This is a genomic window from Oscillospiraceae bacterium CM, assembly GCA_022870705.1.
GTDB lineage: Bacteria > Bacillota > Clostridia > Oscillospirales > Oscillospiraceae > Sporobacter.
Window position 1 is genome coordinate 177728 of record CP072107.1, and the last position, 23418, is coordinate 201145.

The 23418-nt window shown below is 54.1% G+C and carries 25 protein-coding genes; 11 read left to right on the plus strand and 14 right to left on the minus strand.

Annotated elements, in window-relative coordinates:
• Positions 1 to 112: 112 nt before the first annotated feature.
• Positions 113 to 949: a deoxyribonuclease IV gene (locus IZU99_00920; GenBank protein ID UOO37861.1), complete on the plus strand. Its 837-nt coding sequence runs from the start codon at positions 113 to 115 to the stop codon at positions 947 to 949.
• Positions 950 to 1019: 70 nt separating this feature from the next.
• Here IZU99_00920 and IZU99_00925 read toward each other — a convergent pair whose 3' ends face one another.
• Positions 1020 to 1172: a hypothetical protein gene (locus tag IZU99_00925; GenBank protein ID UOO37862.1), complete on the minus strand. Its 153-nt coding sequence runs from the start codon at positions 1170 to 1172 to the stop codon at positions 1020 to 1022.
• Positions 1173 to 1283: 111 nt separating this feature from the next.
• On the opposite strand from IZU99_00925, the gene IZU99_00930 reads away from it, so the two are divergent.
• The 5 genes from IZU99_00930 to IZU99_00950 all read left to right on the plus strand — a co-directional run bounded on the left by IZU99_00930 (position 1284) and on the right by IZU99_00950 (position 4871).
• Positions 1284 to 1463 carry a TraY domain-containing protein gene (locus IZU99_00930; GenBank protein UOO37863.1) on the plus strand — a complete coding sequence of 60 codons (180 nt, stop codon included), beginning with the start codon at positions 1284 to 1286 and terminating at the stop codon, positions 1461 to 1463.
• 364 nt (positions 1464 to 1827) lie between these two features.
• Complete coding sequence (locus IZU99_00935; protein ID UOO37864.1) at positions 1828 to 2016, plus strand: hypothetical protein; 189 nt, start codon at positions 1828 to 1830, stop codon at positions 2014 to 2016.
• Between the two features lie 63 nt (positions 2017 to 2079).
• Positions 2080 to 3066, plus strand: a complete 987-nt coding sequence (locus IZU99_00940; protein UOO37865.1) for a WYL domain-containing transcriptional regulator — start codon at positions 2080 to 2082, stop codon at positions 3064 to 3066.
• A gap of 145 nt (positions 3067 to 3211) precedes the next feature.
• Positions 3212 to 3409, plus strand: coding sequence for a hypothetical protein (locus IZU99_00945; protein ID UOO38704.1), 198 nt, complete (start codon positions 3212 to 3214; stop codon positions 3407 to 3409).
• 28 nt (positions 3410 to 3437) lie between these two features.
• Positions 3438 to 4871, plus strand: coding sequence for an MFS transporter (locus IZU99_00950; protein ID UOO37866.1), 1434 nt, complete (start codon positions 3438 to 3440; stop codon positions 4869 to 4871).
• On the opposite strand, the gene IZU99_00955 is transcribed toward IZU99_00950, so the two are convergent.
• The 3 genes from IZU99_00955 to IZU99_00965 are packed head-to-tail and all read right to left on the minus strand — an operon-like array spanning position 4872 to position 7672.
• Complete coding sequence (locus tag IZU99_00955; protein ID UOO37867.1) at positions 4872 to 5339, minus strand: GtrA family protein; 468 nt, start codon at positions 5337 to 5339, stop codon at positions 4872 to 4874.
• Between the two features lie 23 nt (positions 5340 to 5362).
• Positions 5363 to 7516, minus strand: a complete 2154-nt coding sequence (locus IZU99_00960) for a glycosyltransferase family 39 protein (GenBank protein UOO37868.1) — start codon at positions 7514 to 7516, stop codon at positions 5363 to 5365.
• A gap of 15 nt (positions 7517 to 7531) precedes the next feature.
• Complete coding sequence (locus IZU99_00965; protein ID UOO37869.1) at positions 7532 to 7672, minus strand: hypothetical protein; 141 nt, start codon at positions 7670 to 7672, stop codon at positions 7532 to 7534.
• A gap of 77 nt (positions 7673 to 7749) precedes the next feature.
• Here IZU99_00965 and IZU99_00970 point away from each other — a divergent pair, with 77 nt between their 5' ends.
• A complete protein-coding gene (locus IZU99_00970) occupies positions 7750 to 8433 on the plus strand; it encodes a response regulator transcription factor (protein UOO37870.1) in 684 nt (227 codons plus the stop codon).
• The gene (locus IZU99_00975) at positions 8430 to 9854 is read left to right on the plus strand and encodes a HAMP domain-containing histidine kinase (GenBank protein ID UOO37871.1); all 1425 of its coding nucleotides are present in this window, start codon (positions 8430 to 8432) and stop codon (positions 9852 to 9854) included. The genes IZU99_00970 and IZU99_00975 overlap by 4 nt, the downstream gene beginning before the upstream one ends.
• Positions 9855 to 9955: 101 nt before the next feature.
• Here IZU99_00975 and IZU99_00980 read toward each other — a convergent pair whose 3' ends face one another.
• Genes IZU99_00980 through nifH form a run of 10 tightly spaced genes read right to left on the minus strand, consistent with a single transcriptional unit; the run spans position 9956 to position 20611 of the window.
• On the minus strand, positions 9956 to 10756 hold the full coding sequence (locus IZU99_00980) for a homocitrate synthase (protein ID UOO37872.1): 801 nt from the start codon (positions 10754 to 10756) through the stop codon (positions 9956 to 9958).
• Positions 10757 to 10765: 9 nt separating this feature from the next.
• Complete coding sequence (locus IZU99_00985) at positions 10766 to 11725, minus strand: isopropylmalate synthase (GenBank protein UOO37873.1); 960 nt, start codon at positions 11723 to 11725, stop codon at positions 10766 to 10768.
• A gap of 18 nt (positions 11726 to 11743) precedes the next feature.
• Entirely contained in the window at positions 11744 to 12052 is a 309-nt protein-coding gene (locus IZU99_00990) for a (2Fe-2S) ferredoxin domain-containing protein (protein UOO37874.1), read from the minus strand.
• Positions 12053 to 12069: 17 nt separating this feature from the next.
• Entirely contained in the window at positions 12070 to 14661 is a 2592-nt protein-coding gene (nifB, locus tag IZU99_00995; protein UOO37875.1) for a nitrogenase cofactor biosynthesis protein NifB, read from the minus strand.
• 5 nt (positions 14662 to 14666) lie between these two features.
• Entirely contained in the window at positions 14667 to 16022 is a 1356-nt protein-coding gene (nifE, locus tag IZU99_01000; protein ID UOO37876.1) for a nitrogenase iron-molybdenum cofactor biosynthesis protein NifE, read from the minus strand.
• 21 nt (positions 16023 to 16043) lie between these two features.
• Positions 16044 to 17408: a nitrogenase molybdenum-iron protein subunit beta gene (locus tag IZU99_01005; GenBank protein UOO37877.1), complete on the minus strand. Its 1365-nt coding sequence runs from the start codon at positions 17406 to 17408 to the stop codon at positions 16044 to 16046.
• The gene (locus IZU99_01010; protein ID UOO37878.1) at positions 17408 to 19003 is read right to left on the minus strand and encodes a nitrogenase component I subunit alpha; all 1596 of its coding nucleotides are present in this window, start codon (positions 19001 to 19003) and stop codon (positions 17408 to 17410) included. Before IZU99_01010 ends, IZU99_01005 begins: the two co-directional genes overlap by 1 nt.
• A gap of 19 nt (positions 19004 to 19022) precedes the next feature.
• A complete protein-coding gene (locus IZU99_01015; GenBank protein UOO37879.1) occupies positions 19023 to 19409 on the minus strand; it encodes a P-II family nitrogen regulator in 387 nt (128 codons plus the stop codon).
• A gap of 14 nt (positions 19410 to 19423) precedes the next feature.
• On the minus strand, positions 19424 to 19747 hold the full coding sequence (locus tag IZU99_01020) for a P-II family nitrogen regulator (GenBank protein ID UOO37880.1): 324 nt from the start codon (positions 19745 to 19747) through the stop codon (positions 19424 to 19426).
• 42 nt (positions 19748 to 19789) lie between these two features.
• A complete protein-coding gene (gene nifH, locus IZU99_01025; GenBank protein UOO37881.1) occupies positions 19790 to 20611 on the minus strand; it encodes a nitrogenase iron protein in 822 nt (273 codons plus the stop codon).
• Between the two features lie 306 nt (positions 20612 to 20917).
• Between nifH and IZU99_01030 the strand changes: the two genes are divergently transcribed.
• From IZU99_01030 to modA, 3 genes are read left to right on the plus strand one after another with little or no spacing between them, the layout of a single operon-like run.
• Positions 20918 to 21541: a hypothetical protein gene (locus tag IZU99_01030; GenBank protein UOO37882.1), complete on the plus strand. Its 624-nt coding sequence runs from the start codon at positions 20918 to 20920 to the stop codon at positions 21539 to 21541.
• Positions 21531 to 22595, plus strand: coding sequence for a hypothetical protein (locus IZU99_01035; GenBank protein ID UOO37883.1), 1065 nt, complete (start codon positions 21531 to 21533; stop codon positions 22593 to 22595). Before IZU99_01030 ends, IZU99_01035 begins: the two co-directional genes overlap by 11 nt.
• The gene (gene modA, locus IZU99_01040) at positions 22592 to 23404 is read left to right on the plus strand and encodes a molybdate ABC transporter substrate-binding protein (GenBank protein UOO37884.1); all 813 of its coding nucleotides are present in this window, start codon (positions 22592 to 22594) and stop codon (positions 23402 to 23404) included. The genes IZU99_01035 and modA overlap by 4 nt, the downstream gene beginning before the upstream one ends.
• Positions 23405 to 23418 lie beyond the last annotated feature (14 nt).

The window sequence follows — 23418 nt, forward strand, 5'->3', positions numbered from 1 at the left end:
TACATTGCATATTTTATCATCGGTGCCTCAATTGCACAATGACTTTCCGGCGTGCTTATGGTACGATGACAGCAGACGGGGACAGGCCCGCAAAAGCGAAAGGAAGAGACGTATGTTGAAGATTGGCTGCCATCTGTCGGCGTCAAACGGCTATCTGGCCATGGGGAAGACCGCCGTTAAAATCGACGCCAACGTTTTTCAGTTTTTTACACGTAATCCGCGCGGCGGTAACGCGAAGGCAATTGACGAGGCAGATATCGCCGCTTTTTCGCAGCTTGCCCGCGAGAATGGCATCGGGCCGCTGCTCGCACACGCGCCATATACGCTCAACGCCTGCGCTGAAAAACCGAATTTGAGGACGTTTGCCCGCGAGACGATGGCCGATGATATTCGCCGGATGGAATATCTCCCCGGTAACCTGTACGTTTTTCACCCGGGCAGTCACGTCGGTCAGGGGATGGAGATCGGTATTGACCTGATCGCGGGTGTTTTAAACGATGTTCTGACCTCGGAGCAGACAACGACTGTTCTGCTTGAAACGATGGCCGGGAAGGGCTCGGAGGTCGGCGGCCGGTTTGAGGAGCTGCGCGCGATTATCGACAAGGTGATGCTGCACGATAAGCTGGGCGTCTGCCTGGATACTTGCCATGTCTATGATGCGGGGTATGAGGTCGCCCATGACCTCGACGGGGTGCTTGCCGAGTTTGACCGCGTCATCGGCCTAACGCGCCTGCGCGCCATTCATTTAAACGACAGCAAAAATCCGTTTTCCAGTCATAAGGACAGGCATGAGACGATCGGCAATGGCGCTTTAGGGCTTGACGCCATTAAAACCATTATCAATCATCCGCGCCTGAAAGACCTGCCGTTTTATCTGGAGACGCCCAACGACGTTGACGGTTACGCGCGGGAAATTGCCCTGCTGCGCAGTATCTATGGGAACGCATAACAGAAAATATGATTAATAAGTGGATTATAAATCCCCCGTTAAATCTATCCGGGATATCGCTGCAAGGTAACTAATCTGCTTCTTCTATATACGCCTCTTCAGAGGATTGTTGCGCCTTGACAAGGATATCTCGGGAAACACCATAATTGAATAGATCAAGAGCATTTATTGCATCAGAGATACCATTAAATAAAATCCTGTAGAGTTTTTCATAATTTAACATGTTTATAAACCCTCCATTAAAAATAATGTGCGTCAAAAATGCGTCATTTATGCTCAAAGTATAATATGACGCTAGAATAATGTCAATACTTCGTCAAAGGAGATTGATGTTGTGAAAGATAACTTGTCGCGTTATACGCTCCGTGTAACGGCAAACCTATTAGAAAAATTAGGCTACATAGCAGAATTTGAAGGTCGGACAAAGAATAAGGAGATAGAGCGCCTGATCAAAAAAAGAATTGATGAATTTGAAGCTGAGCATGGCGTGATTATTCAAATAAAACCATTATGAATAGCAGGTGACGTTTTTTAGTAAACGTCACCTGCTGCTTTTTACTGATTTCTTGCCTGTGTTATCCGGCGATGGCCGCAAGCGACTCCTCCAGCCTTTAAGAGACGAAGAGACACCGTTTTCGCGGTGTTTCTTCGCATTTTACGGTCAGAGACCGGATTATAGGACACATCATGCCGTATGATAAGAACAATTAAAAGAAGGGAGCGCTTCAAATGAGTTATACGATCAAAAACGCGCGCGGACACGTTGAGGTTCTCGATGAAAACGGCTGCTTTCTATTTTCGGCTGACAGTGAGGCGGAAGCGCTCAGTGAAATCCGGGATATTGAAGCGGCATAGAGAGAAAGAAATGGAGTGACACAATGGTTCGATATAATTATAGAGTTAACGATTTGGCACAGGCATCGGAACAGGGAGCAAGGACATATCACAAGATTATCTATCTTGATGACCACAGAAGAGGCAAGAAGCAAAAGAAGACCGATACGTTCTGGAACGTCGCTTTTATCCTTTTGTGCGCGGCTGTTGTCGTCTGCCTCTTTTGGCTTTAGAGGATTCCGGCGTTGTACTAGGCGGCGCGATCTTGTATAATGGCAGAAAAAGGGGGCGTGACAATGCCGAAATCCGCCAATCAAAAGCTGAAGCTGCTGTACCTGAAAAGCATCTTCGAAGAAAAAACGGATGAACATCACGCGCTAACCGTTCAGGAATTGATTCGCGAGCTCGCTTTCTACGACGTCAGCGCCGAGCGCAAAAGTATCTATGATGATCTTGAAGCGCTCAAACTGTACGGCCTTGATATTGTCAGCGTCCGTGGGAAAACAACCGGTTATTATCTTGCCGGCAGAACGTTTGAGCTGCCGGAACTCAAGCTCCTTGTCGACAGCGTCCAGTCCTCCAAGTTTATCACACACAAAAAGTCAATTGAGCTTATTAAAAAAATCGAAAGCCTCTGCAGCGCCTATGAGGGGCAGTCTTTGCAGCGGCAGGTTTTTGTGTCAAACCGGATTAAGACGATGAATGAGAGCATCTACTACAATGTCGACAAAATTCACGCCGGGATCAGCGACAATAAAATGATCAGCTTTAAGTATTTTGAATTTACCGTCACAAAAGAGCGCGTTTTCAGGCGAAACGGCGAACGGTACGTTATCAGCCCCTACGCACTAACTTGGGACGACGAAAATTATTACATGGTCGGGTTTGACGCAAAGGCCGACAGGATCAAGCATTTCAGGGTTGACAAAATGACCGACATTCTGGTGACGGATTCAATGCGGCTCGGACAAGAGCATTTTAAAAACCTTGACATTGCCGTCTACGCAAAAAAGCTGTTCTCCATGTTCGGTGGACAAGAAGAAACGGTGCGCCTGCAGTTTTCCAACCGTTTTATCGGCGCGGTAATCGACCGCTTCGGCAAGGAAATTATCGTTACATCGTCAGACGACGAGCGGTTTGAATTTCAGATAAGCGTTGCCGTCAGCCCGCAGTTTCTGGCCTGGGTCATCAGCTTCGGGGACGAGGCAAAAATCTTGTCCCCGCCGTCCGTTGTTGAGAAAATGGCGGCGCATTTAGATACCATTGCCCGGCAGTATCGGTGATAAAGCGATCGTCGTAAACCGGCGCGGGTAAACACCTCGCGCCGGTTTTAAATTCTGGTAGGCTGTTTCTTGTGAATCGGCCTATTTTTTGCTATGATAGGAACAATATATCCAAAGGGGTGTTGTTGTGTCTTATATCGAGAACATGGGCTTGGATGAGCTCCGAGAGAAGCTGTCGGAAAAGCGGGAATTGCTCGAAGAGGTTGCGGAAGAGAGAATGATCATTTTAGGGCAGGGCAATATCCACCTGCCCGGAAATCTTGTTAAAAAATATGAGCGGGAACTGAATGGAATTAAAGAAGAAATTGCGCTTCTTGAAAAACTGATTCAGGAAAAAGCATAGACAATGCACACCGCCGGAGGACGACCCTTTGAATAATAATGAATCCAATAACAGAAAATGGCTTGTTCTTGGCATCACGTCCGTCTCGACGTTTATGGCGACGCTGGACGGCAGCATTGTCAACATCGGCCTGCCCATCATGTCAAGCCAGCTGCATGTGTCAATCGACGCGATTCAGTGGGTTGTAACGGCTTATTTCCTCACCATTGCCATCTTGCTCCTCGTTTGGGGTAAAATTGCCGATCTCTTCGGCAAGAAGAGCATCTTCGCCGCCGGGTTTATTGTCTTTTCCATCGGCTCGGCATTTTGCAGCTTTTCAAGCACGCTGACGCTGCTTGTCATCTCCAGAGTCGTACAGGCCATCGGGGCGTCGGCTATGATGGCGCTTTCACAGGCCATCGTGACGGAGGCCTTCCCGCCGACAGAGCGCGGCAGGGCTCTCGGCTTCGTCGGAACGATGGTGGCGCTCGGCAGCCTCGTCGGGCCGAGCCTCGGGGGTATTCTCGTCGGCATGTTTGGCTGGCCATCCATCTTTTTAATCAATATTCCCATCGGGGTCTTCGGGTTCGCCGCGACGATTTTTATTATTCCGACGTCTGAAAACAAGCCATCGCCCGTGACGTTTGACGTCAGAGGTACGCTGCTATTCAGCTTTTCCCTGCTCGTATTATTTCTTGGGCTGCTTTTCGTTCAGGAAGGCCGCATCCCAACAATCTTGCTGATTCCAACCGTTTTGATAGCGGCATTTGGCCTATGGCTTTTTATCCGGACGGAGCAGCGGGCAAAAAACCCCTTGCTGGATCTCGGCCTGTTCCGGTTGCACGAGTTTTCCTTTGGTTTAACGGCCGCTTATCTCGTTTTTATCGCTATTAACGCCACAATGCTTTTTGTGCCGTTTTATCTGCAGGATGTTCTGAAGTTTGACCCGCTCAAGGCTGGGCTTGTTATTTCCGCCTATCCGCTGACAATGGCGGTCGTCGCACCGCTCAGCGGCTGGCTGTCCGACCATATTTCTTACAGGCCGCTGACGGTGGCCGGAACTGTGATTTCTACGATCGCATTTCTGGTGCTTACAACACTGAATGCTTCAAGCAGTGTTCTTAAAATCGTTGTATTACTGATTTTTCTTGGGGCGGGGATGTCGATTTTTCAGTCGCCCAACAATTCAAGCATTATGGGCTGCGTGCCGCGCGCGCAGCTTGGGATTGCGGGCGGGGCAAACGCACTGTTTCGTAACCTTGGCCTTGTCTCGGGGACGACATTTTCCGTTTTAATTTTCTCGTTCGTCACGAAACTTAATATCAACAACCTGACAGGCACCTTTGACGCAGGGGTGTTTGTGCACGGCCTGTCTGTCATTTTCCTTTTCAGCGCCGCTTGCACATTGGCAGCCGCCATCATCAGCTTAACGCGCGCCGTTCGCTGCCGCCTTGACGATCGAAGGCTTGATGATGCGGGCTAACTAGGAAGGCGCACCGCCCGTGCCTGGGGCAAATCCCGGCCTGTCGCGGTAGATGCCAAGCTTTCGGGCAAAGAAATTGACGAACAGCATCATAGCGGTGACGAGGACTTTGGATGGCATGGCACGCATATGAAAGATATCGGTAAACAAATCTAATAACAGAATATTCAAGACGCAGCCGACAGCGCTGACGAGATAGATGAGCGCCGTTTCCTTTGCGGCGTTGACGGCCCGGTTTGTGCTATGGCCGACGACGCGTGCGTGCCGAAAGGTCAGAACACGGCCGAGAAGCATGTTGACGAGAGTTGAGATAACATAGGCGACAGCAAGCCCGACGTTCTGATGCCATTTCAGAGGGTAGACGAAATACCAAAAGAGCGCCCATTCCACGACGGTTGCGGTACCGCCGACGATCGTGTAGCTTAAAAATTGGCGTAGCGCTGTATTGCCAAGCAGTTTTCGCAGCATATGATGTTTCTCCTCGCAGGCGCTCAGCCAAACAGGTAGAGGGCTGCGCCGGAAATGCCGGTTGATGTTTTGTCGTCTGTCGCCTGTTGTGTTGACCCCAGATATAAAGAGGCGTCGATCAGTGTTGCGTTTTCTTTCACGTATGAGGTGAGCTCGGAATTACCGCCTGATTGGCCGGTTATCAGGAAATAGGTGACCTTGCCCTCCGCGACAAGCGCTTTGAGGCTCTCAAGCGTCATGGCGTTATCCGACCCCAGAAATCCGCCGTAGGCGACGGCCGGAAGGCCGGTGTCGACGATGAACTGCGCAACGTCATTTGCCCGCTGTGAGACGACTAGATAGGTGCCTTCTTTGTAGTGCGCAACGAGATACGCTTCAAGCGACCGAGTCCCGCTGTCCCCCGTTGTCAGCACCTCCTGATTGGGCGTCATGCCGCGGATTTCCGCTGTTGAAGCGAGCTCCGGCCCGGCGTACGGCAGCGTTGAATTCTGCTCCACGTAGAGAACGACTGTAAGCGACCAGTAAAACGGCGCGACAAGCAGCGACAGGAGCGTCAGGCCGCCGGAAATGACGGCAAGCAGCTTCTGCGGCCGGATAGCATGAGCAGCCATCACAATTGCAGCCCCCGCGGCCGGGACAAGCATCATCGGGACAAGCCATGTTCTGACAGCCTCATAGCGCCAGACAAATATGATTTCAAGCGCAAATGTGGCGAGGAGAGAAATCGGTAGCAGCAGCTGCTTCCAGCCCCGTTTTTCCCGGAAGGCGCGCACCATTTCCGGCAGCCCGATTCCAACAAGCCCGGCAACGCCCGGCGCGACCATGCAGAGGTAATACCGGTGCCAGAACCCGGCGAAGCTGAAAAACACGACCATCGTCATGAGCCAAATGATCCAGAAAACGAGCATGGCCTGTTTTGCCGTCAACTGTTTTACATTAAATTTGCCAAGTTTTGCGAGAATGCAGAACAGGGTGAGGACAATAAGCCACGAGGCCTGCCCGTAAAGGCTTGTGCTCCACAGGCGCAGAACGCCGGGCGTGCCGATTTCATTGCCGCCGCCGCCCATGGGGATGCCATTCACAGAATTATGGCCGTTTAGCTGTCCTTCAAAACCATCCGGCGGTATTTGGCTGTTGCCGTCGGCTTGGGAAGTGCCTGCGACACTCGTGCCATTGGCGTTTTGCCCGGCGTTGCCTGCTGCTGTTGTGTCACGAAGCGTCGCGCCTGACTGGGTATTGGGTAAATTACCGTTCAAAGCGCTGCCGGGGCTGCCGTTCGGCCCGTTTATGGCGCCTTGCGGGCGCTGAACAGCGCCGTCATCGCCACCAAAAGCACCGGAAGGACGGCTGCCGCCGCCTGAGCCAAAAAGCCGTTCGGTGCCGTTATGCCCGATAATCAGTTCAACAACGGTGTTGTTCGTGGAGCTGCCGACATAGGGGCGTTCGCCTGCCGGGGTGAGATCAACGGCCAGGACCCAGGCAAAAGAGATTACTGCCATAATGACCAGACTGATAACGCCCGCGGCGAGACGTTTCAAAAACTTCTCTTTGGCGAAGACGAGATAGACAATGACGACGGCGGGGAGAATCATATAGGCTTGCAACATTTTAATATTAAACCCCAGACCGACAAAAACGGCGCAGATAAACAGAAATCGCCACTTCGACGTATCGATCGCCTTAAACAAAAACCAGACGGCGACGAGCAGGACAAAGATGAGCTGCATGTCCATCGTGTTGTTCCGGGCCGCGACGACGACGGCGGGGGTCAGCGCGAAAACGAGCGCCGCGATGAGACCGGACACCCGCCCGAAATATTTTTTTATCAGGGCGTACAGGAGCAGGCTGCTGCCGGTGGCTGACAGCGCCTGCGGCAGAAGCATCGCCCAGCCGTGATAGCCGAAAATGAGAACAAAAACGGCTTGCACCCAAAGCCCAAGCGGCGGCTTGTCGACCGAAACGAGCCCGGCCGGGTCAAACGACACAAAAAAGAAGTTTTTAAAGTTCTCCGTCATGCTTTTGATGGCCGCGGCATAATAAGCGTTGCCGTAGCCGACTTTGGAAATGGCATAAAAATTCAGCCCGAAGGACAGCAGGGCGATAAGCGCCAACGCGAGCAGATGCCAGTTTTTCTTTAGAAATGCCGGAAAGCTGTTGTTTTGCGACAGTAAAGTCATCGTGTCAGCACCCCTTTACGTGATGAGCGTATTATGGTGCACGTCTGTGTAAACACCATGGAAACCGGCTGAAATATTTGTGAAGGCCGTCGTGGCCGCTTTTGCGCGGCGGCTTTCTTGACGCCGGTGATGCCAGCAGGCGGCAGCGAATTTCATCTGACTTCCGCAGGGGTATCACACGGCCCACACATGAGAAGCGTATCGTGGGCACAAGCGCAGAAAAGAGGGGTTTTATGGCGCATATTCTCATTGTGGATGATGAAAAGAAAATTCGGGAAGGGCTCCGTGAATACGCCGAGTTTGAAAATCACACCGTTGTCGAGGCTGTTGACGGGATGGAAGCTGTTCGCCTGTGCCGGGAGCAGGATTTCGACCTTGCGATCATGGACGTGATGATGCCGAAGCTTGACGGGTTTTCAGCCTGTAAGGAAATCAGGAAATATAAAGACATACCGGTGCTGATGCTGTCGGCCAGGGGCGAGGAATACGATAAGCTCTTCGGCTTTGAGGTCGGCATCGACGACTATGTCGTTAAGCCGTTTTCACCAAAGGAGGTTATGGCGCGCGTTCATGTGATCATCACGCGCCGTCAGGGATATCAGGAACAGCCCGGCGTTGAGAAGGTGATAATTAAGGGCTTGGAGATCGATTTTTCTGGCCGCTGCGTCCTCGTCGATCGGAAGAAAGCGGAGCTGACGCCGAAGGAAACCGATCTGCTTTTCTTTCTCGTGCGCAACAGGAACATAGCCCTGTCCAGGGAAAAGCTGTTGACCGAGGTTTGGGGATACGACTATTATGGAGACGATCGGACGGTAGATTCGCATATCAAAATGCTTCGATCCAGTTTGGGGCCGTATAAGGACTTCATCGTCACGCTGCGCGGCGTCGGCTACAAATTTGAGGCAGACGAGCGATGAGACGATTTGAAAAAGGGAAGGCCGGAAGCCTTCGCGTTCGGATTTGGGGCTATTTCATCGTTTTTACGGCCGTCATTATGACGGCGCTATGGCTATTGCAAATCGTCTTTTTAAACAGCTTTTACACGCAGACGAAGCTGAAGGAGCTGCAAAAAGCGGCGGAGGATATTGCATCGGCCGATGCCGCCGGGGAGCTGGCCGTCGCGCTCGGCGGGCAGTATTTTGCCGCCGGGATATCGGTCCGTTTTTTTGATGAAAACGGTATGATGAAATATACCATGAACAAGCCCGCTGAAATCCCGCTGCGGGATGAATTGAGTGTCACCGACTTTGTAACAAGGCTTAAAAACAGTACTGACGGCAAACAATCGTATATCGAGAATCTGCCGCACGGGAATGGGAAGCTTCTGTACTATGGCATCATACTGCCCGGTCAGTCCGGCGCGGGCAAATATCTCGTTGTCAGCGCGCAGATTAATTTAGACGATTCCCCGGCAGCCCTTCTACAGGTGCAGCTGTTCATTGTGCTGGCCGCGGCGCTTGCTTTATCAGCCGTTATTTCCCTGCTGATTGCCTCTCGCCTGTCGCGGCCGATTTCAAACCTGACGAAAAGTGCCGAACAGCTGGCCGGAGGTGACTACGGCGTGACGTTTGAAGGCGGCAGTTATGCGGAGATTAACCAGCTGGCGGGGGCGCTTAATTACGCGACGAAGGAGCTTTCAAAAACAAATACCCTGCAGCGGGAGCTTATCGCCAACGTCTCTCATGACCTGCGCACGCCGCTGACAATGGTGAAAATGTACGCCGAGCTCATCCGTGATGTCTCCGGCGACAAGCCTGAGAAGCGGCATGCTCATACAGAGGTCATCATTGAAGAGGCAGACAGGCTTAGTGCCCTGATTTCGGATATTCTCGACCTGTCAAAAATCCAGTCGGGCGCGGAGACAACGGTCCGAACAACATTTGACCTTTGCGATAAGGTTTCTGTCATTTTAAATCGTTTCAAGGCGCTCTCTGAACGGGATGGATATGTGTTTGACTGCAACTGCACGGACAGCTGTGCCGTTTGCGCCGACGAGCGCCAGATTGAGCAAGCCGTCTACAATTTGATAGGTAACGCCGTCAACTATTCAGGCGACGACAAAAAGATCACAATCCGCGTTTCCACACACGGCGGCAAAGCCCGCTTCGAGGTTCAGGACACGGGGCCGGGGATCCCGGAGGCAGAGCGGCAGCACATCTGGGAGCGCTATTACCGGGGTGACAAAACGCACAAGCGCGGAATTGCCGGAACGGGCCTTGGCCTGTCGATCGTCAAGGGTATCCTCACGGCGCACAACGCCGCGTTCGGCGTTATCAGTGATGTCGGGAGTGGCAGTACATTCTGGTTTGAGCTGGACGCGGTTGAGCCGGAAAATTAATGTTAAGGAATAGCGAACCCGGCTTCGTGTGAAAAACACAAAGCCGGGTTTCTGAATTCCGGTATGAAAACGGCGGTTAAATTGATGCGTCTTCAGCATCTTCAAAGAGAGAGAATTGACGTGATTTTTTCCTCAACAACGAAGGCGTCAAATTTTGAAATGCCGAGGTCATAAACATCGGCAGCTGCGTGAACAAACTTAAAATAATCACAGTTGCCGGCGCGCTCACCGATGCCGCGGATCGTCGTGTCGATAAACGCAGCGCCAGCCGCGGCCCCCGTCAGCGTATTGGCAACAGCCATGCCGAGGTCATTGTGCGCGTGAAATTCAACGTCAATGCCCGTTGCGGTAATGAGCTCTTTAACGGCCTGAAAAGCCCCGGAAGGGGAGAGGACGCCGACGGTATCGGCAAAGCGGATGCGGCTGACGCCCTTGTCCCGGAGCAGTTGGGCCAGCGTGACCATAAATGTGATGTCGGCGCGCGACGCATCCTCAAAGCCGACGGTGACGTCAAAGTCGCGCTCAAGGGCAAACTCGACGCAGGCGCTGAGATTTTTTATAACCCAGCTCTTGTTCTTTTTCAGCTTTGTGTAAATCAAAACATAGGAAACGGGCGTGCTGATGTGCAGAATATCGGGCCGACAAGAGACGGACAGGCGCAAATCCTCCAGACGCAACCTGTTCCAGGCCGAGATGCGGGCGTTTTTTCGGTCGTCCATCATAGCGCTGATGGTGTCAATCTCCACGCTGCCGACGGCGGGAATACCGGCCTCGATCTGATAGACACCGGCCGCGTCGAGAATCCGGGCAGCGTCAAGCTTCTGCCGGGGCGTCATGACGAGGCCCGGGCTCTGTTCGCCGTCTCGCAGCGTCGTGTCAACGATATGCCTGACTGGCTTCACGTCATCCCCTCATTTCCTGAATTGCTCAGCCAAATCAAAAAACGCCGCGTCGGTCAGGCCCGCGGCCTTTTCAAGGCTTTTTTGCCGGACGGCGCGGAGAATTTTATCGATATCGTACGCTTCCGGTAAAAGCTGTCGTTCAAGGAGTTTGGCGATGACAGCTTTTTTACCGGAATGTTTGCCGATCACAATAGCACGCCGTGCGCCGACGAGTGACGGCTGATATGGCTCATACATTTCCGGCTTTTTCAAAATACCGTCGACATGGATGCCGGATTCCACGTCGAAAATTCCCCTGCCGATAATCGGCTTGCGTCTATCGAAGCGCTCGGCACAGATTTCCTCCAAAAGCGATAGAAGACGCGGAAAAACCTCATAGGTGGCGTTGCAGCGGTATCGCATATGAAGACGCAGGGCAAGCATCACCTCTTCCAAGGCGGCTTTTCCGCCGAGCCCCCCGAAGGAAACAGCCACCGCCTCGCCGCCGCCGAGCAGCCATTCAATGGCTAATGCCGTCGCACAGCTAGTGCTATCCTCCGGGCAGAAGGTCACAGTGCCGCTCAGCGTTTTCCGGATTTCCGAGAAGGTACTTTTATAATCGTGCAGGATCAGATCGTCAAGCCCCGTGAGGCGGACGTTAGAAAGCGCTGTATAACGCCGCAGGAGCGGGATTTCACGCCTGTCGTTAATCTGAATCTCCGTCGTGACCCGCGCGTCCTGTCCCTCTTCGGGAATTCGACAGATAAAACGGCGAATTTCAGGAAAAAAGACAGCCTCCCCGGGTGACGCCAGGCGCAGTATTAGCTTATCGCAGGACGCGACGGGAGCCAGCGTTTCGTAATACGCGCGCGGCATTTCGATATAGTCGGCTCCCGTTAACAGCTGTAGCTCAAAAAGCTTTTGAAGCTGCGCGGGGGACGGCGAGGCGGCGCCAAGACAACACATGGTCATGTCAGTGAGGCGTTTCAAGGCGCGTCATCCTTTCGCTTAAATCTGATACGCTTTGACGGGCGTGCCGCCCTCGATGTGTTGTTCAACGATCTCCGTCACGGCATCCGGCGTGAGTGCGCCATACCAGACGCCCTCCGGGTAGACGACAGCGACAGGGCCGCGGCTGCAGATGCCGAAGCAGCCCGTGTTCGTCACCATACAGTCGGCGGACAAATCGCGGTCTTCAATTTCTTCCATGAATTTTTCAACAAGCTTGACACTGTCCTTCTGATGGCAGTAGCCTTTTTGAACACCGTTCGTGCGGCAGCTGGTGCAAACAAAAATGTGATATTTGGGATTGACCATAAAAGCGCCTCCTTTACTTATTCCGACGCCGCTTTTTTAACGGCATCCTCGATTCTGTCATATGTCGCGTGGACGGCGATGCCCATTTGAGAGAGCTTTTGTGACGGTGCGTTGCCAATGCGCAATGCAATGATCGCCGTGCAGTCGGAAACGGCCGATAGGATGGAATTCATTTTTCCGTCCCCGTCGCATGTGTCGCCGCCGTCGCAGTATTTTGAGACGGGGCGTTTTTCCAGAAACGCCGCCGTTTTGCCGTCGCTTTCGTAGATGTAAAGTTCCTCGGCGTGGCCGAAGTGCTGATCGACGAGCAGGCCGCTTTTTGAAACAACGGCAACTTTCTTTTTGCTTGCCGGTTCCGGGGCGGCCGCTTCGGCCTGACAGGGTGAAAACTCGAGCGAGCGATCATTTTCAAGCGTGCCGATCGCGTCGGCCCGGCACTGGCGGCAGTGATACATCTGCCGGATATCCGGCTCGTAAGTCTTGCGCAGTGCCATGAGCGCCTTGTTGCTGACAAGCCCAATGTTTTCAAAGGCGGAGCCCTTGACGGGGATGAGCTGCATGAGGTTAGAGAGATCGGCCCCGAGCTCTTTGAGTTTCTGGACGACAGCGCCGATATGATTGTCGTTAATCCCCTTGAGCAACACGGTGTTGGCCTTGACGATGATGCCCTTAGAGACGAGCAGCGCAATGCCGGACAGCTGGTTTGCAAGCAGGATCGCGGCGCCCGCCACACCGTCATACCGCGTGCCCATATAGTCGACGTGATGGTAAATTTGCGCGCCGATCATGGGGTCGACGGCATTGATCGTCACCGTCACGTGCGAGACGCCGAGGTCAACAAGCTCCTGCGCGTATTGCGGGAGCATGAGGCCGTTCGTTGAAATGCAGAAGGTCATGTCCGGATCCTCGGCGCGGATGAGCCGTAGCGTTTTTTTTGTCTCCTCGAAATTCGCCAAAGCATCCCCAGGCCCGGCAATGCCGACGACGGTGAGATTTTGGACGTCTTTCTTGACACGGCGGAATTTTTCAATCGCTTCCTCCGGCGATAAAACGGCCGTTGTCACGCCGGGGCGGCTCTCGTTCGGGCAGTCGAATTTTCGCACGCAGTAATTGCACTGGATGTTACATTTGGGCGCGACGGGCAGATGCATCCGCGCGTATTTCCCGGCGCAGCCGTTAAAGCAGGGGTGCGTTTTCGATTTGAGCGCGGGCGCGGCTTGCACCTTGATTTCCGGCTCGTCTTTGGAGAAATGGCGGTTGTAAATATCTTCGCGAAAATGCTCATCCTTCTCACCCAACAGAATATTGGACGCCTGATCGAGCAGCGCCGTTGCCCCGTCGTAGCCGAGCGTGCGCACGCGCTGGCCGCCGAGTCTGTCGTGGATGGGGAAGGCGCAGCGGACAAGGCCGATGCGGTGCTTCTGCGCCAGACGACGCGCGTCGGAGCTGCCGAGCAGCAGATTGACGCCCAGCGCCAGTGCCTTTTTCTCAATCGTGTCGAAATCGACGTCATCGATCACTTCCCCGGGCGACAGGTGAAGCCAGGCGGCAGCCGCGTCGAGCGCTTCCTGCAAGCGCTCTCGGAGCGCGGGAGAGACGGACCCTGTCGCTGCAAGGCGCGGGACGAGGCCGATTTCCGCGCAGAAGCGCGTGACCGAATAGACAAAGTCCGGCTCGCCGAAGACAGCGGCCCGGCCCTCGGCGCAGTATTTATGCGCGTCAACCATCGCATCGAGCAGGCGGCCGCGCTCTTTTTCAAGCGTGGGCGGCTTTAGCCCGCCGAGAGAGACAAGCGTTTCAACGAGCGCGTCCATGTCGCGCAGACCGACAGGCAGGGCAAGACGGGTGAAGGGAACGCCGTATGTATCAAACAAGTATTCTGCCGGGGAATCCTTAGGATCAACGAAAAGAGAGAGCTCTATCGTGTGCCGGGCACCAGCCATTCGCTCGATGTCGCCCAGCGGCGTGCCGCCTTCGGGTTGCTTTTGGCCGTCCGGCGAGAGGGCGCCGTCCAGTGTGTCAGACAGGTCGGGCAGAAGTGTATAGGAGAGCCCCATCTGATCGAACAGGCTTTTTAAATAGCGGTAGTCGGCGGGGGATAGCATTGGCGTCACAACGTTGATGCCCCGGTGCGGCGATGCGTCCACGGCCGTCTGCGACACGACGGCCCGAAGCGCCCGGAAAAACCCTTCGGCCTGCGTCCCGCCGTATCCCGCTGAGGAGATGTTAATGATTTTAGCCGCCTGCTCCGGGTGGGCGGCCTCGTATTTGGCGATGATCGCCGCCACGTCCTCGCCGATTGTTTCGGCCAGGCACGTCGTGGCAACACCGATAATTTCGGGATGATACAGCGTGACGAGATTCTCAAGGCCTCTGAGGAGGTTTTCCTCGCCGCCGAAAACGGTGCCGTGTTCCGTCAGCGACGAGGAGGCGATATCGACGGGCTCGTTGTAATGCGTTGCCATGTGGCGGCGGATATATGTGGCGCAACCCTGCGAGCCATGCAGAATCGTCATGCAGTTTTTTAAGCCTGAAAGGGCGCTGACAGCGCCCATCGGCATACACATCTTACAGGGGTTGACGTTTAAATTAACCAGATTTTCACTCATAATCTTCACCTTCCCGCTTTGCAGTATTGCCAGACCGGGCTGTTGACGGAGAGATTGATTTCCCTCACGAAATTGCGGATGCCCTCATATCCGGCCAAGGGGTGCCGACGCTCATGGTTATGATCGCAGAAGGCGATGCCGAGCTTGTAGGCAAGCGGGCGCTCCTTGACGCCGCCGACAAGGATGTCGGCTTTTTTTTCTACCATAAACTTCTCCAGCTCCGACGGGCTTGCGTCATCAAGGATAACGGCACTGTCGCCGACGAGCGAGGCGATGATCTCGTAATCCTCCGCCTTGCCTGTCTGCGTGCCGACGACGACGGTCTCCATGCCGAGTTCGTTAAACTGCCGGATCAACGAGATAGCCTTAAAGCCGCCGCCAACGTAGATGGCGGCCCGTTTCCCGGCCAGCTGCGGCTTATAGGCGTCAATAAACGACTTAGCGCGTGCGCCTTCCGACGTCGTCAGCGCCCGCGCCTTTTCGATAGCCTGCGCGTCGCCGAGCGCCTCGGCCGCCCGAAGGAGAGAGCTTTCCGTGTCTTCTGTCCCGAAAAAACTCACCTTGATGGCCGGAATACCGAAGGCCTCTTCCATGCGCGCGGCCAGATACGCTGAAGACCCGGCACACTGGACGAGATTTAATTGAGCTGTCGGCAGGCGCAGGAGCGTTTCCAAGGAGGCGTCACCGGTCGCCGTGGCGACGACCGGGATGCCGATTTTCTCAAGATACCGGCGGATCGTCCACATCTCGCCGGCCAGGTTAAAGTCACCGATGAGGTTGACGCCGTGAACCTTTTTGCCTGTAGCGTTCGGGAGGATGAGCTGCATGATGGCGTCGCAGGCCAGCTTATAGCCCTGCGATTTCGTCCCGGAGAACCCCGGCGACTTGACGGGTATGACGCGGATTTGATGCTGGCGCTCTTTTTCCCGGCAGATGGCTTCAACGTCGTCGCCGATGACGCCGACGATACACGTGGCGTAGATAAAAATCAGCTTCGGTGATTTTTTGAGGACGAGCTCGTCAATGGCGGCGGCGAGCTTTTTCTCGCCGCCGAAGATAACGTCCGTCTCGCGCAGGTCCGTCGAAAAACTGGTACGGAACGTGTCCGCCCCGCTTGTCAGGCTGCCACGAATATCCCAGGTGTAGCTGGCGCAGCCGATGGGCCCATGGACGATATGATAAGCGTCTGTAATCGGGTTGAGGACTACACGCGCGCCGCAGTAAACGCAGGCACGCTGGGTGACGGCGCCGGAAACGCTCTCTTTTTCACAGCGGATGCCCTTGCCGTCGCCGCAGCAGAAGCTTGCCTTCTCGGCGATGGCCCCCTGCCGGTCTTTCAAAATTTTGATTGTATCGTTCATGAGCGCACCGCCTTTTTAAGGTTACATAACTGTTTCGAGATCCTCGTCCGCGCAGTCTCTGTCCTGCCGGTCCATCAAGGCGTTTGTGATGAGCTCGGCAAGGCGCATGGCTCCCACGTAGCCCACGAGCGGTAAATAAGAATGGACATAGCGGTCAAGGATGGGGAACCCGGCGCGGACAAGGGGGATATCCTCCGCCTTGGCTATGGCCTTGCCGTAGCTTGTGCCGATGAGCACATCGACCGGCTCGTTTTTAATCCACTGGTGGAGCTCAAACAGGTCGGCGTTGGCTTTTGCCGTGCAGCCTTCAACGCCGTATTTGGCAAACAGCGCCTGGGCCTGCTTTGTAAATTCTTCCTTCGGCGTGCCGGTGATCATGTATTTCGGAATCATGCCCATTTCAAGGCAGAACTCGGCAAGGCCGAGAACGGTATCCGGATCGCCGTAGATGGCGGCTGTTTTTTCATGCGTGTACGGATGGCTGTCGAGCAGAATGTCGATCAGCTGGCCGCGCTGCTCTTCGATTTCGGCGGGGACATCGCGCATCGACAGCTTTGAGAGCGTTGTGATAAAGCTGTCCGTCGCCGCAACGCCGATGGGTAGCGGCAAAAGCGTATATGGGACCTTGAATTTCTTTTTCATCAGCTCGGCCGGTTCAACGCTTGTGATACGGCCGAGGGCGACGATATGGCTGCAGTCGCCGAGAGCTTTGATTTCCGCAAGCGTCGTTCCGCCGGCAGGGTACATCTCATATTTACCGGTCATCGGCGCGTCCATCACGGCGCTTGTATCGGGGAACATGGTAAAGGGGGTTTCCATCAGGCTTAAAAGCCGCTTGAGCTCCCGCATGTCACCGGGGTTTATAAAGCCCGGGAAGACGGCTGTTTTACCATTCGGCGATCCCGTTTTTTCTGTCAGATAGTTGATAAAGCCGCACATCATATTGAAAAAGCCATTGATATGCGAGCCGACATAGCTTGGGGTGCTCGCTTGGACGACAAGCTTGCCGTCCGGTATATCCATATCCGATATGTAAGAGTTGACGTCGTCGCCAATTGTCTCAGACAGGCATGTCGTATGAATGGCAATAATGTCGGGATCATAGATATCAAACACGTTTTTAACGGCTGTCTTCACGTTGCTGCCACCGCCGAACACGGAGGCCCCCTCCGTAAACGAGCTCGTTGAGGCGATGGCCGGTTCCTTGAAGTGGCGGCTTAAAAACGTGCGGTGGTAAGAGGCGCAGCCTTGGCTGCCATGGCTGTGCGGCATGCAGCGGTGCACGCCGAGCGCCGCATATAAAGCGCCGACGGGCTGGCACGTTTTGCAGGGGTTGATGCGCAGCGCTGTGCGCTCGTAAATTGTTTTTGGTGTTAGGTCCAGCATTATTCGCCACCTCCTGTCAGTGCGCCTTCGAGCATCGGTTCCGATTTCCAGGGCGGGACGATGAGACCCCAGGCGTTGACGGTGATCGACATCGTGATGTCCCGGGCGAAATTGACGGCGCCCTTGAATCCGGCGTACGGGCCGGCGTAATCGTAAGAGTGAATCTGGCGCGACGGTACGCCGCTTTTCTGAATGATGTACTTATCCTTGATACCGGAGAAGAAAATGTCTGGCTTATACAGCTTTAAGAGCATTTCCGTCTCAACGTGATTGTAGTCGTCCACGACGATATGGCCGCTTTTCATATCGGGGATCATGCCGGGATAACTGTCAACGGGGAGCTGTTCACGCAGCGCGTGCATGACCTCGTCGGAATAGCGTGTTTTATAGAGCTCGGGGTCGGCATCAATGGTGAGGTTTTCAATATTTTTGCTGTCGGCGTCTTCCTTAATCTGCGGGATGACGTCACGCCCCTCATAATCGTCCCGGTGAGCAAACTCATAACCGGCAATAATCGTCTCCACACCGAGGTCTTTGAGAAGGGCCTGAAAATGGTGCGAGCGCGAGCCGCCGGAAAAAATCCCGGCCCGTTTGCCCTTGAGCCTGTTTTTGTAGTACTCCACATCTTCTCCAATGGCAGCGAGCTCATCGGCGATCACTTCCTCCGTCCGCGCCATGAGATCGGGATCCCCAAAGTATTTCGCGATATCGCGGAGCGACTTGATTGTCGCGCCGACGCCAATGAAGTTTACCTTGAGCCAGTCTGTGCCGTATTTGGACTTCATCATTTCGGCCACATAGTTGATGGACCGATGGCACATGACGAGGTTGAGGTCTGCTGTATGCGCGTTTTGAATGGCCTCGACCGAGCCGTCTCCTGTGAAGACCGAGATGATGTCATAGCCGATCCTCTTGAGAATGCGCTCCTCCTCCCAGCCGTCGCCGCCGATGTTGTACTCGCCAAGAATGTTGAGCGAATACTTCCCGGCCGGCCGTTTGTCACCCGTGCCAATGATATGCTTCATTAAGCCGTTGTTGGCAATGTGGTGCCCGGCCGACTGTGAAACACCCTTGTAGCCCTCGCAGGAGAAGCCGACGCATGTAATGCCGTACTCTTCTTCGGCCTGCCTGGCAACGGCATGGACATCGTCGCCGATGAGGCCGACAGGGCAGGTGGAGCAAATCATGATGTATTTTGGATGGAAAATGTCAACGGCTTCCTTGATGGCTGCTTTCAGCTTTTTTTCGCCGCCGAACACGATATCCGACTCTTGCATATCCGTTGAAAAACAATAGGGGATATAATTTTGCCCGCCTTCCGAGGCGGCCGCCTTGTTGCGGCGCGTGCCCCAGCTATAAAAGCCGCAGCCGATAGGGCCGTGCGTAATGACGCAGCAGTCCTTCAGCGGCCCGACGACGACGCCCTTGCACCCGGCGTAACAGCAGCCGCGGTTCGTGATAATGCCCGGGACGGTGCGCGTGTTGGCTGTAATTTCCGGCACGCCCGGCGTGTCCTCCAGCTGAAGGACGTGATCCTTGCGGTTTTTGTAAACACGCGAGGCGTATTGATCAAGCATTCTTGCCCGTTCGTTCATTTGGATTCACCTGCCCTTTTTAATATGCGTCCTTTGTCGTCTGGCCCGTCCGCACGGTGTAGGCCTCGACGACCGGCAGCACGAAGATTTTGCCATCGCCGGGATTGCCGGTCTGATTTGTGTCGATGATGATTTTCACGACGTCATCGACCTGATCGTCCTCCACCATCAGCATAAAAAACCGCTTGGCAATGAGCCGTCTGTATTCGGAAAGATTTTCACCGAGCGCCGTGCTGGGCATGTCGCCGATTGCCAGAATTGAGTCGATCACGGCCGTGTCATCCACGCTTTTTTTACCGCGGCCGAGGCATTTTCGGCAAGAAAACGCGGGATAACCGGCGCTTTCAAGCGCCTTTTTGGTGGCGTTGACCATGTTCATCCGTATAATTGCCAGAACCTCTTTCATCAGATGGCTCCTTTCTACAGACCTTGTTTTCCGGTGCTGATCGTATAAGCGTCTTCAACAGGGGAAACAAAAATCCTGCCGTCACCGAAGGTGCCGCTGCCTGTTCGGGCGGTGCGCATGATAACCCGAATGATATCGTCTTTATCTTCGTCCCGGCAGACGATGAGAAGCATTTCCTTTGGAATTTCGTCATAATGGATTTCGCCGACGGTGATGCCCTTTTGTTTGCCGCGCCCATAAACGTCCATTTTCGTCACGGCCGGGAAACCGGCCGCCACAAGTTCGGACATGACGTCGCCTGTTTTCTCAGGGCGGATGATGGCTCTTACTAATAGCATGGTGTTCTCTCCTTCAATCATTTTTTTACGTGCGACGCGTGTTTAGATGTCGAGAATGCCGTGTTCCATCAGAATTTGCTCCAGGCGCTCTTGCTTGAGCGGCTTGGGGATGACGAACATGTCATTGCCGTCAATCTTTTTTGCCAGTTCGCGGTATTCGTCGGCCTGATTGCATGTTGGGTCATACTCAATGACGGTCATTTTGTTGATTTCGGCGCGCTGAACCATGTTGTCACGCGGGACGAAGTGAATCATCTGTGTACCGAGCTCCTTGGCAAACGCCTCGACAAGCTCGGCCTCGCCGTCAACCTTTCTCGAATTGCAGATAAGGCCGCCGAGCCGGACGCCGCCGGTGTTGGCAAATTTCATAATGCCTTTTGAAATATTGTTAGCCGCGTACATGGCCATCATTTCGCCCGAGCAGACGATATAAATCTCCTGCGCTTTGCCCTCGCGAATCGGCATAGCAAAACCGCCGCAGACAACGTCGCCGAGAACGTCGTAAAAGACATAATCAAGATCCGTTTCATAAGCGCCGAGCCGCTCCAGAAGTCCGATCGATGTAATAATGCCGCGCCCGGCACAGCCGACGCCCGGCTCCGGCCCGCCGGATTCAACGCACTTGATGCCTGAGAAGCCGGGTTTAAGCACGAGATCGAGCTCAATATCGTCGCCCTCCTCGCGGAGCGTGTCGAGCACCGTTTGCTGAGCCAGGCCGCCAAGCAAGAGGCGCGTGGAATCCGCCTTCGGATCACAGCCGACGATCATGATTTTTTTGCCCATCTCACCGAGACCGGCGTTGAGGTTCTGCGTTGTTGTTGATTTGCCGATGCCGCCTTTTCCATAAATAGCAACCTGTCTCATAAAATTACCTCCAAAAAATACTCAAGGGGTCTTCCGGCTGTCGCCGGAGAACCCCTTTGTTCAGTGCTTTTGTTTCGTTATGCTTTGAGTATAGAGGAGCGGGCATAAAAGAACAATACATCAGATCTTTAAAAATCGGACCTTTTATTTTTGTTTTTTATGCAAGATAACAAATCGATAGTTGCAAAACATAAAATATATAAATCGCTATTGACATATAATTGATGCCGGAATAGACTCAAAAAAACCGATACAAACAGCTTTATTAAGCAATTAAGCCAAAAAATACGCTGGGAGGCGAATGCGATGAATAACAAAATTGCGGTCTATATGCAGGAAAATGGACAATTAGATTCATTTTTATCATCAGACAAAATCGTTGTTTACGCCCTCTCTGATAGCTGGTGCCCTGTGGCGGCGTATCCGCTAGATCGCGAACGGCTGAACAGACCCCAAAATATTCGGCGGCAAGTTAAAGAGATTGTTGACTGGCTTGGCGGCTGCCGAATGATTGCCGGACGGAGCCTTGGCGGCGTCGCCTACAACGAATTCAACAAAAACGGCTGTCATATATTTGATATCGAGGCGGTGACGGACGAGGTTCTGAACGCTGTCTTGTCGGACGTTGAAGAAAGCCGGAGAGAAGGCACGATAAAAACGCCGACAATACCCGTTTGCGTCGACACGGTAAATGGTATTTATGAATATGACCTGGACGCGGCGCAGCGGGACAATCCCGCACTCTCCTCGAAATCGGCGCTGCGCGGCTTTTTCAGTGACACGCCGTTTTCGGCACTGCGCCTACGTTGTCGGCACGTTCCGCCATGGATTGATAACGCGCTCTACGACATTGTGTGCGACAGCACCTCAAGCGGGCTGATCGACGCTGTCATACGAAAAAAGAAGGGCGGTGTGCTTGATGGCAGATGAAAAAACGCTGATGACGCCGTGGGGCGTTTTTGCGGGCGTGACATTAAAAAAGGTCGCGGATGACGGCAGGGTGCTCTCTTTAACGCTGGATGCGCGGAATGTGATCGTGACCCATGTCGGTGAACTCATTCCGGCATATGGCGCGGAGTCGCCAAGACGGCGGCAGGGGCCCGCCGTGACGTTTCACCGGAGCGGTATGATCAAATCCGTTATGCTGGAGACGCAGCAGGCGGTTTTAACGCCCATCGGTGAGATGCCAGCCGAACGCGTTACATTTTATGAGACGGGAGAAGTGGCCCGCGTCTTCCCGGTGGACGGAAAGCTCAGCGGCTTTTGGAGCGAAAGCGACGAACGCACCGTCAACATCCCGCTTCACTTTGAGTTGGGCTTTACGGCATTTACGGCAGCGCTTGTGAGCCTCAGCTTTTATAAAAGCGGCGATATCCGCAGTATAACGCTGTTTCCGGGTGAAACGGTTGCGGTATCGCTGCCGACGGGGGCTGTTATCCCTGTCCGATACGGCTTTTCTCTATATGAAAGCGGGCAGCTTCGGTCTGTTGAACCGGCCGAGCCGACAGCCATTGACACACGCATCGGCCGCCTGCACGTTTTTGACGACAGCGCCAACGGTATTAATGCAGACAGCGGCTCTCTCATCTTTGACGAGGCGGGAAACCTTTGGGCCGCCGCGACTCAGGATTCGATCACGATAGCTGACAGCGACGGCAATACGCATGTCTTCAAACCGTCCGCCATTCGAGACCTCTTAGAGGAGGAAACGCTGACCGTCCTACCGCTTCGGCTCTCGTTCGACGCGGATGGACAATGGGTTTCCATAAAACCGCCGGAAGGCGAGGGCGGGCGCTTTAATTTGACGGACTGCCGGTTCGAAATGGCGGCGGCCGGCATATCAGGCTGCCCCGCAACAGGCTGCGACGCATGCAGCCGCTGCGCGCACCGGGGGGGGGATAAGGGGACGAGAGGCAGGCTGCTTCACAGAGTAGAAAGCGAAGATATTTTTCGTTTTAATATTACGAAAGGAAGATCACCATGAAAAAGAAACTTGTATCATTGATTCTCGTTTTGCTGACCGTCTTTGTGATAGCCGGCTGCGGGAGCAAACCGGCCCAGGAGGGAACGCCGACGGCAGCATCGTCGCCGTCGGCGACCGTGACGCTGAGCATTTCAGCCGCCGCAAGCCTGACGGCCCCGCTTAATGAAATCAAGGCACTTTATGAAGTGGCCAATCCCGGCGTGACGCTGACAATCAACACCGGCGCCAGCGGCACGCTGCAGACGCAGATTGAACAGGGGGCACCGTGCGATGTCTTCATTTCGGCGTCCTCCAAGCAGACGGATGCGCTGAACAAGGAAGACCTTTTAACGGCCGACTCGCTTGTGAATCTTTTGAGCAATGAAATCGTTTTGATTATACCGGCGTCATCGGCATCGTCTATTTCGAGCTTTAACAATTGCGCGACGGATGCCGTCAAAACAATTGCTGTCGGTAATCCGGAGAGCGTTCCCGCCGGTCAGTACGCGCAGGAGACTTTTACGGCGCTTGGTATCTGGGACGCCATCCTCGCCAAGGCCAATCTCGGCACCGATGTCAAGCAGGTTCTGTCCTGGGTTGAATCCGGCAATGTTGACTGCGGCGTCGTCTACAAAACGGATGCCGCGATGGACGCGAATGTCAAAATCGTTGCTGAAGCACCGGCGGGTTCACACAAGCCGGTTGTCTATCCCGCGACGATCATTAAGGCGAGTGCCAATCAGGAGGCCGCCGCCGCGTTCCTCAAGTATCTGCAATCATCAGACGCGATGAAGGTTTTTGAAAAGTACGGTTTTAATCCGGCTGCATAACAGAAAAACGAAGG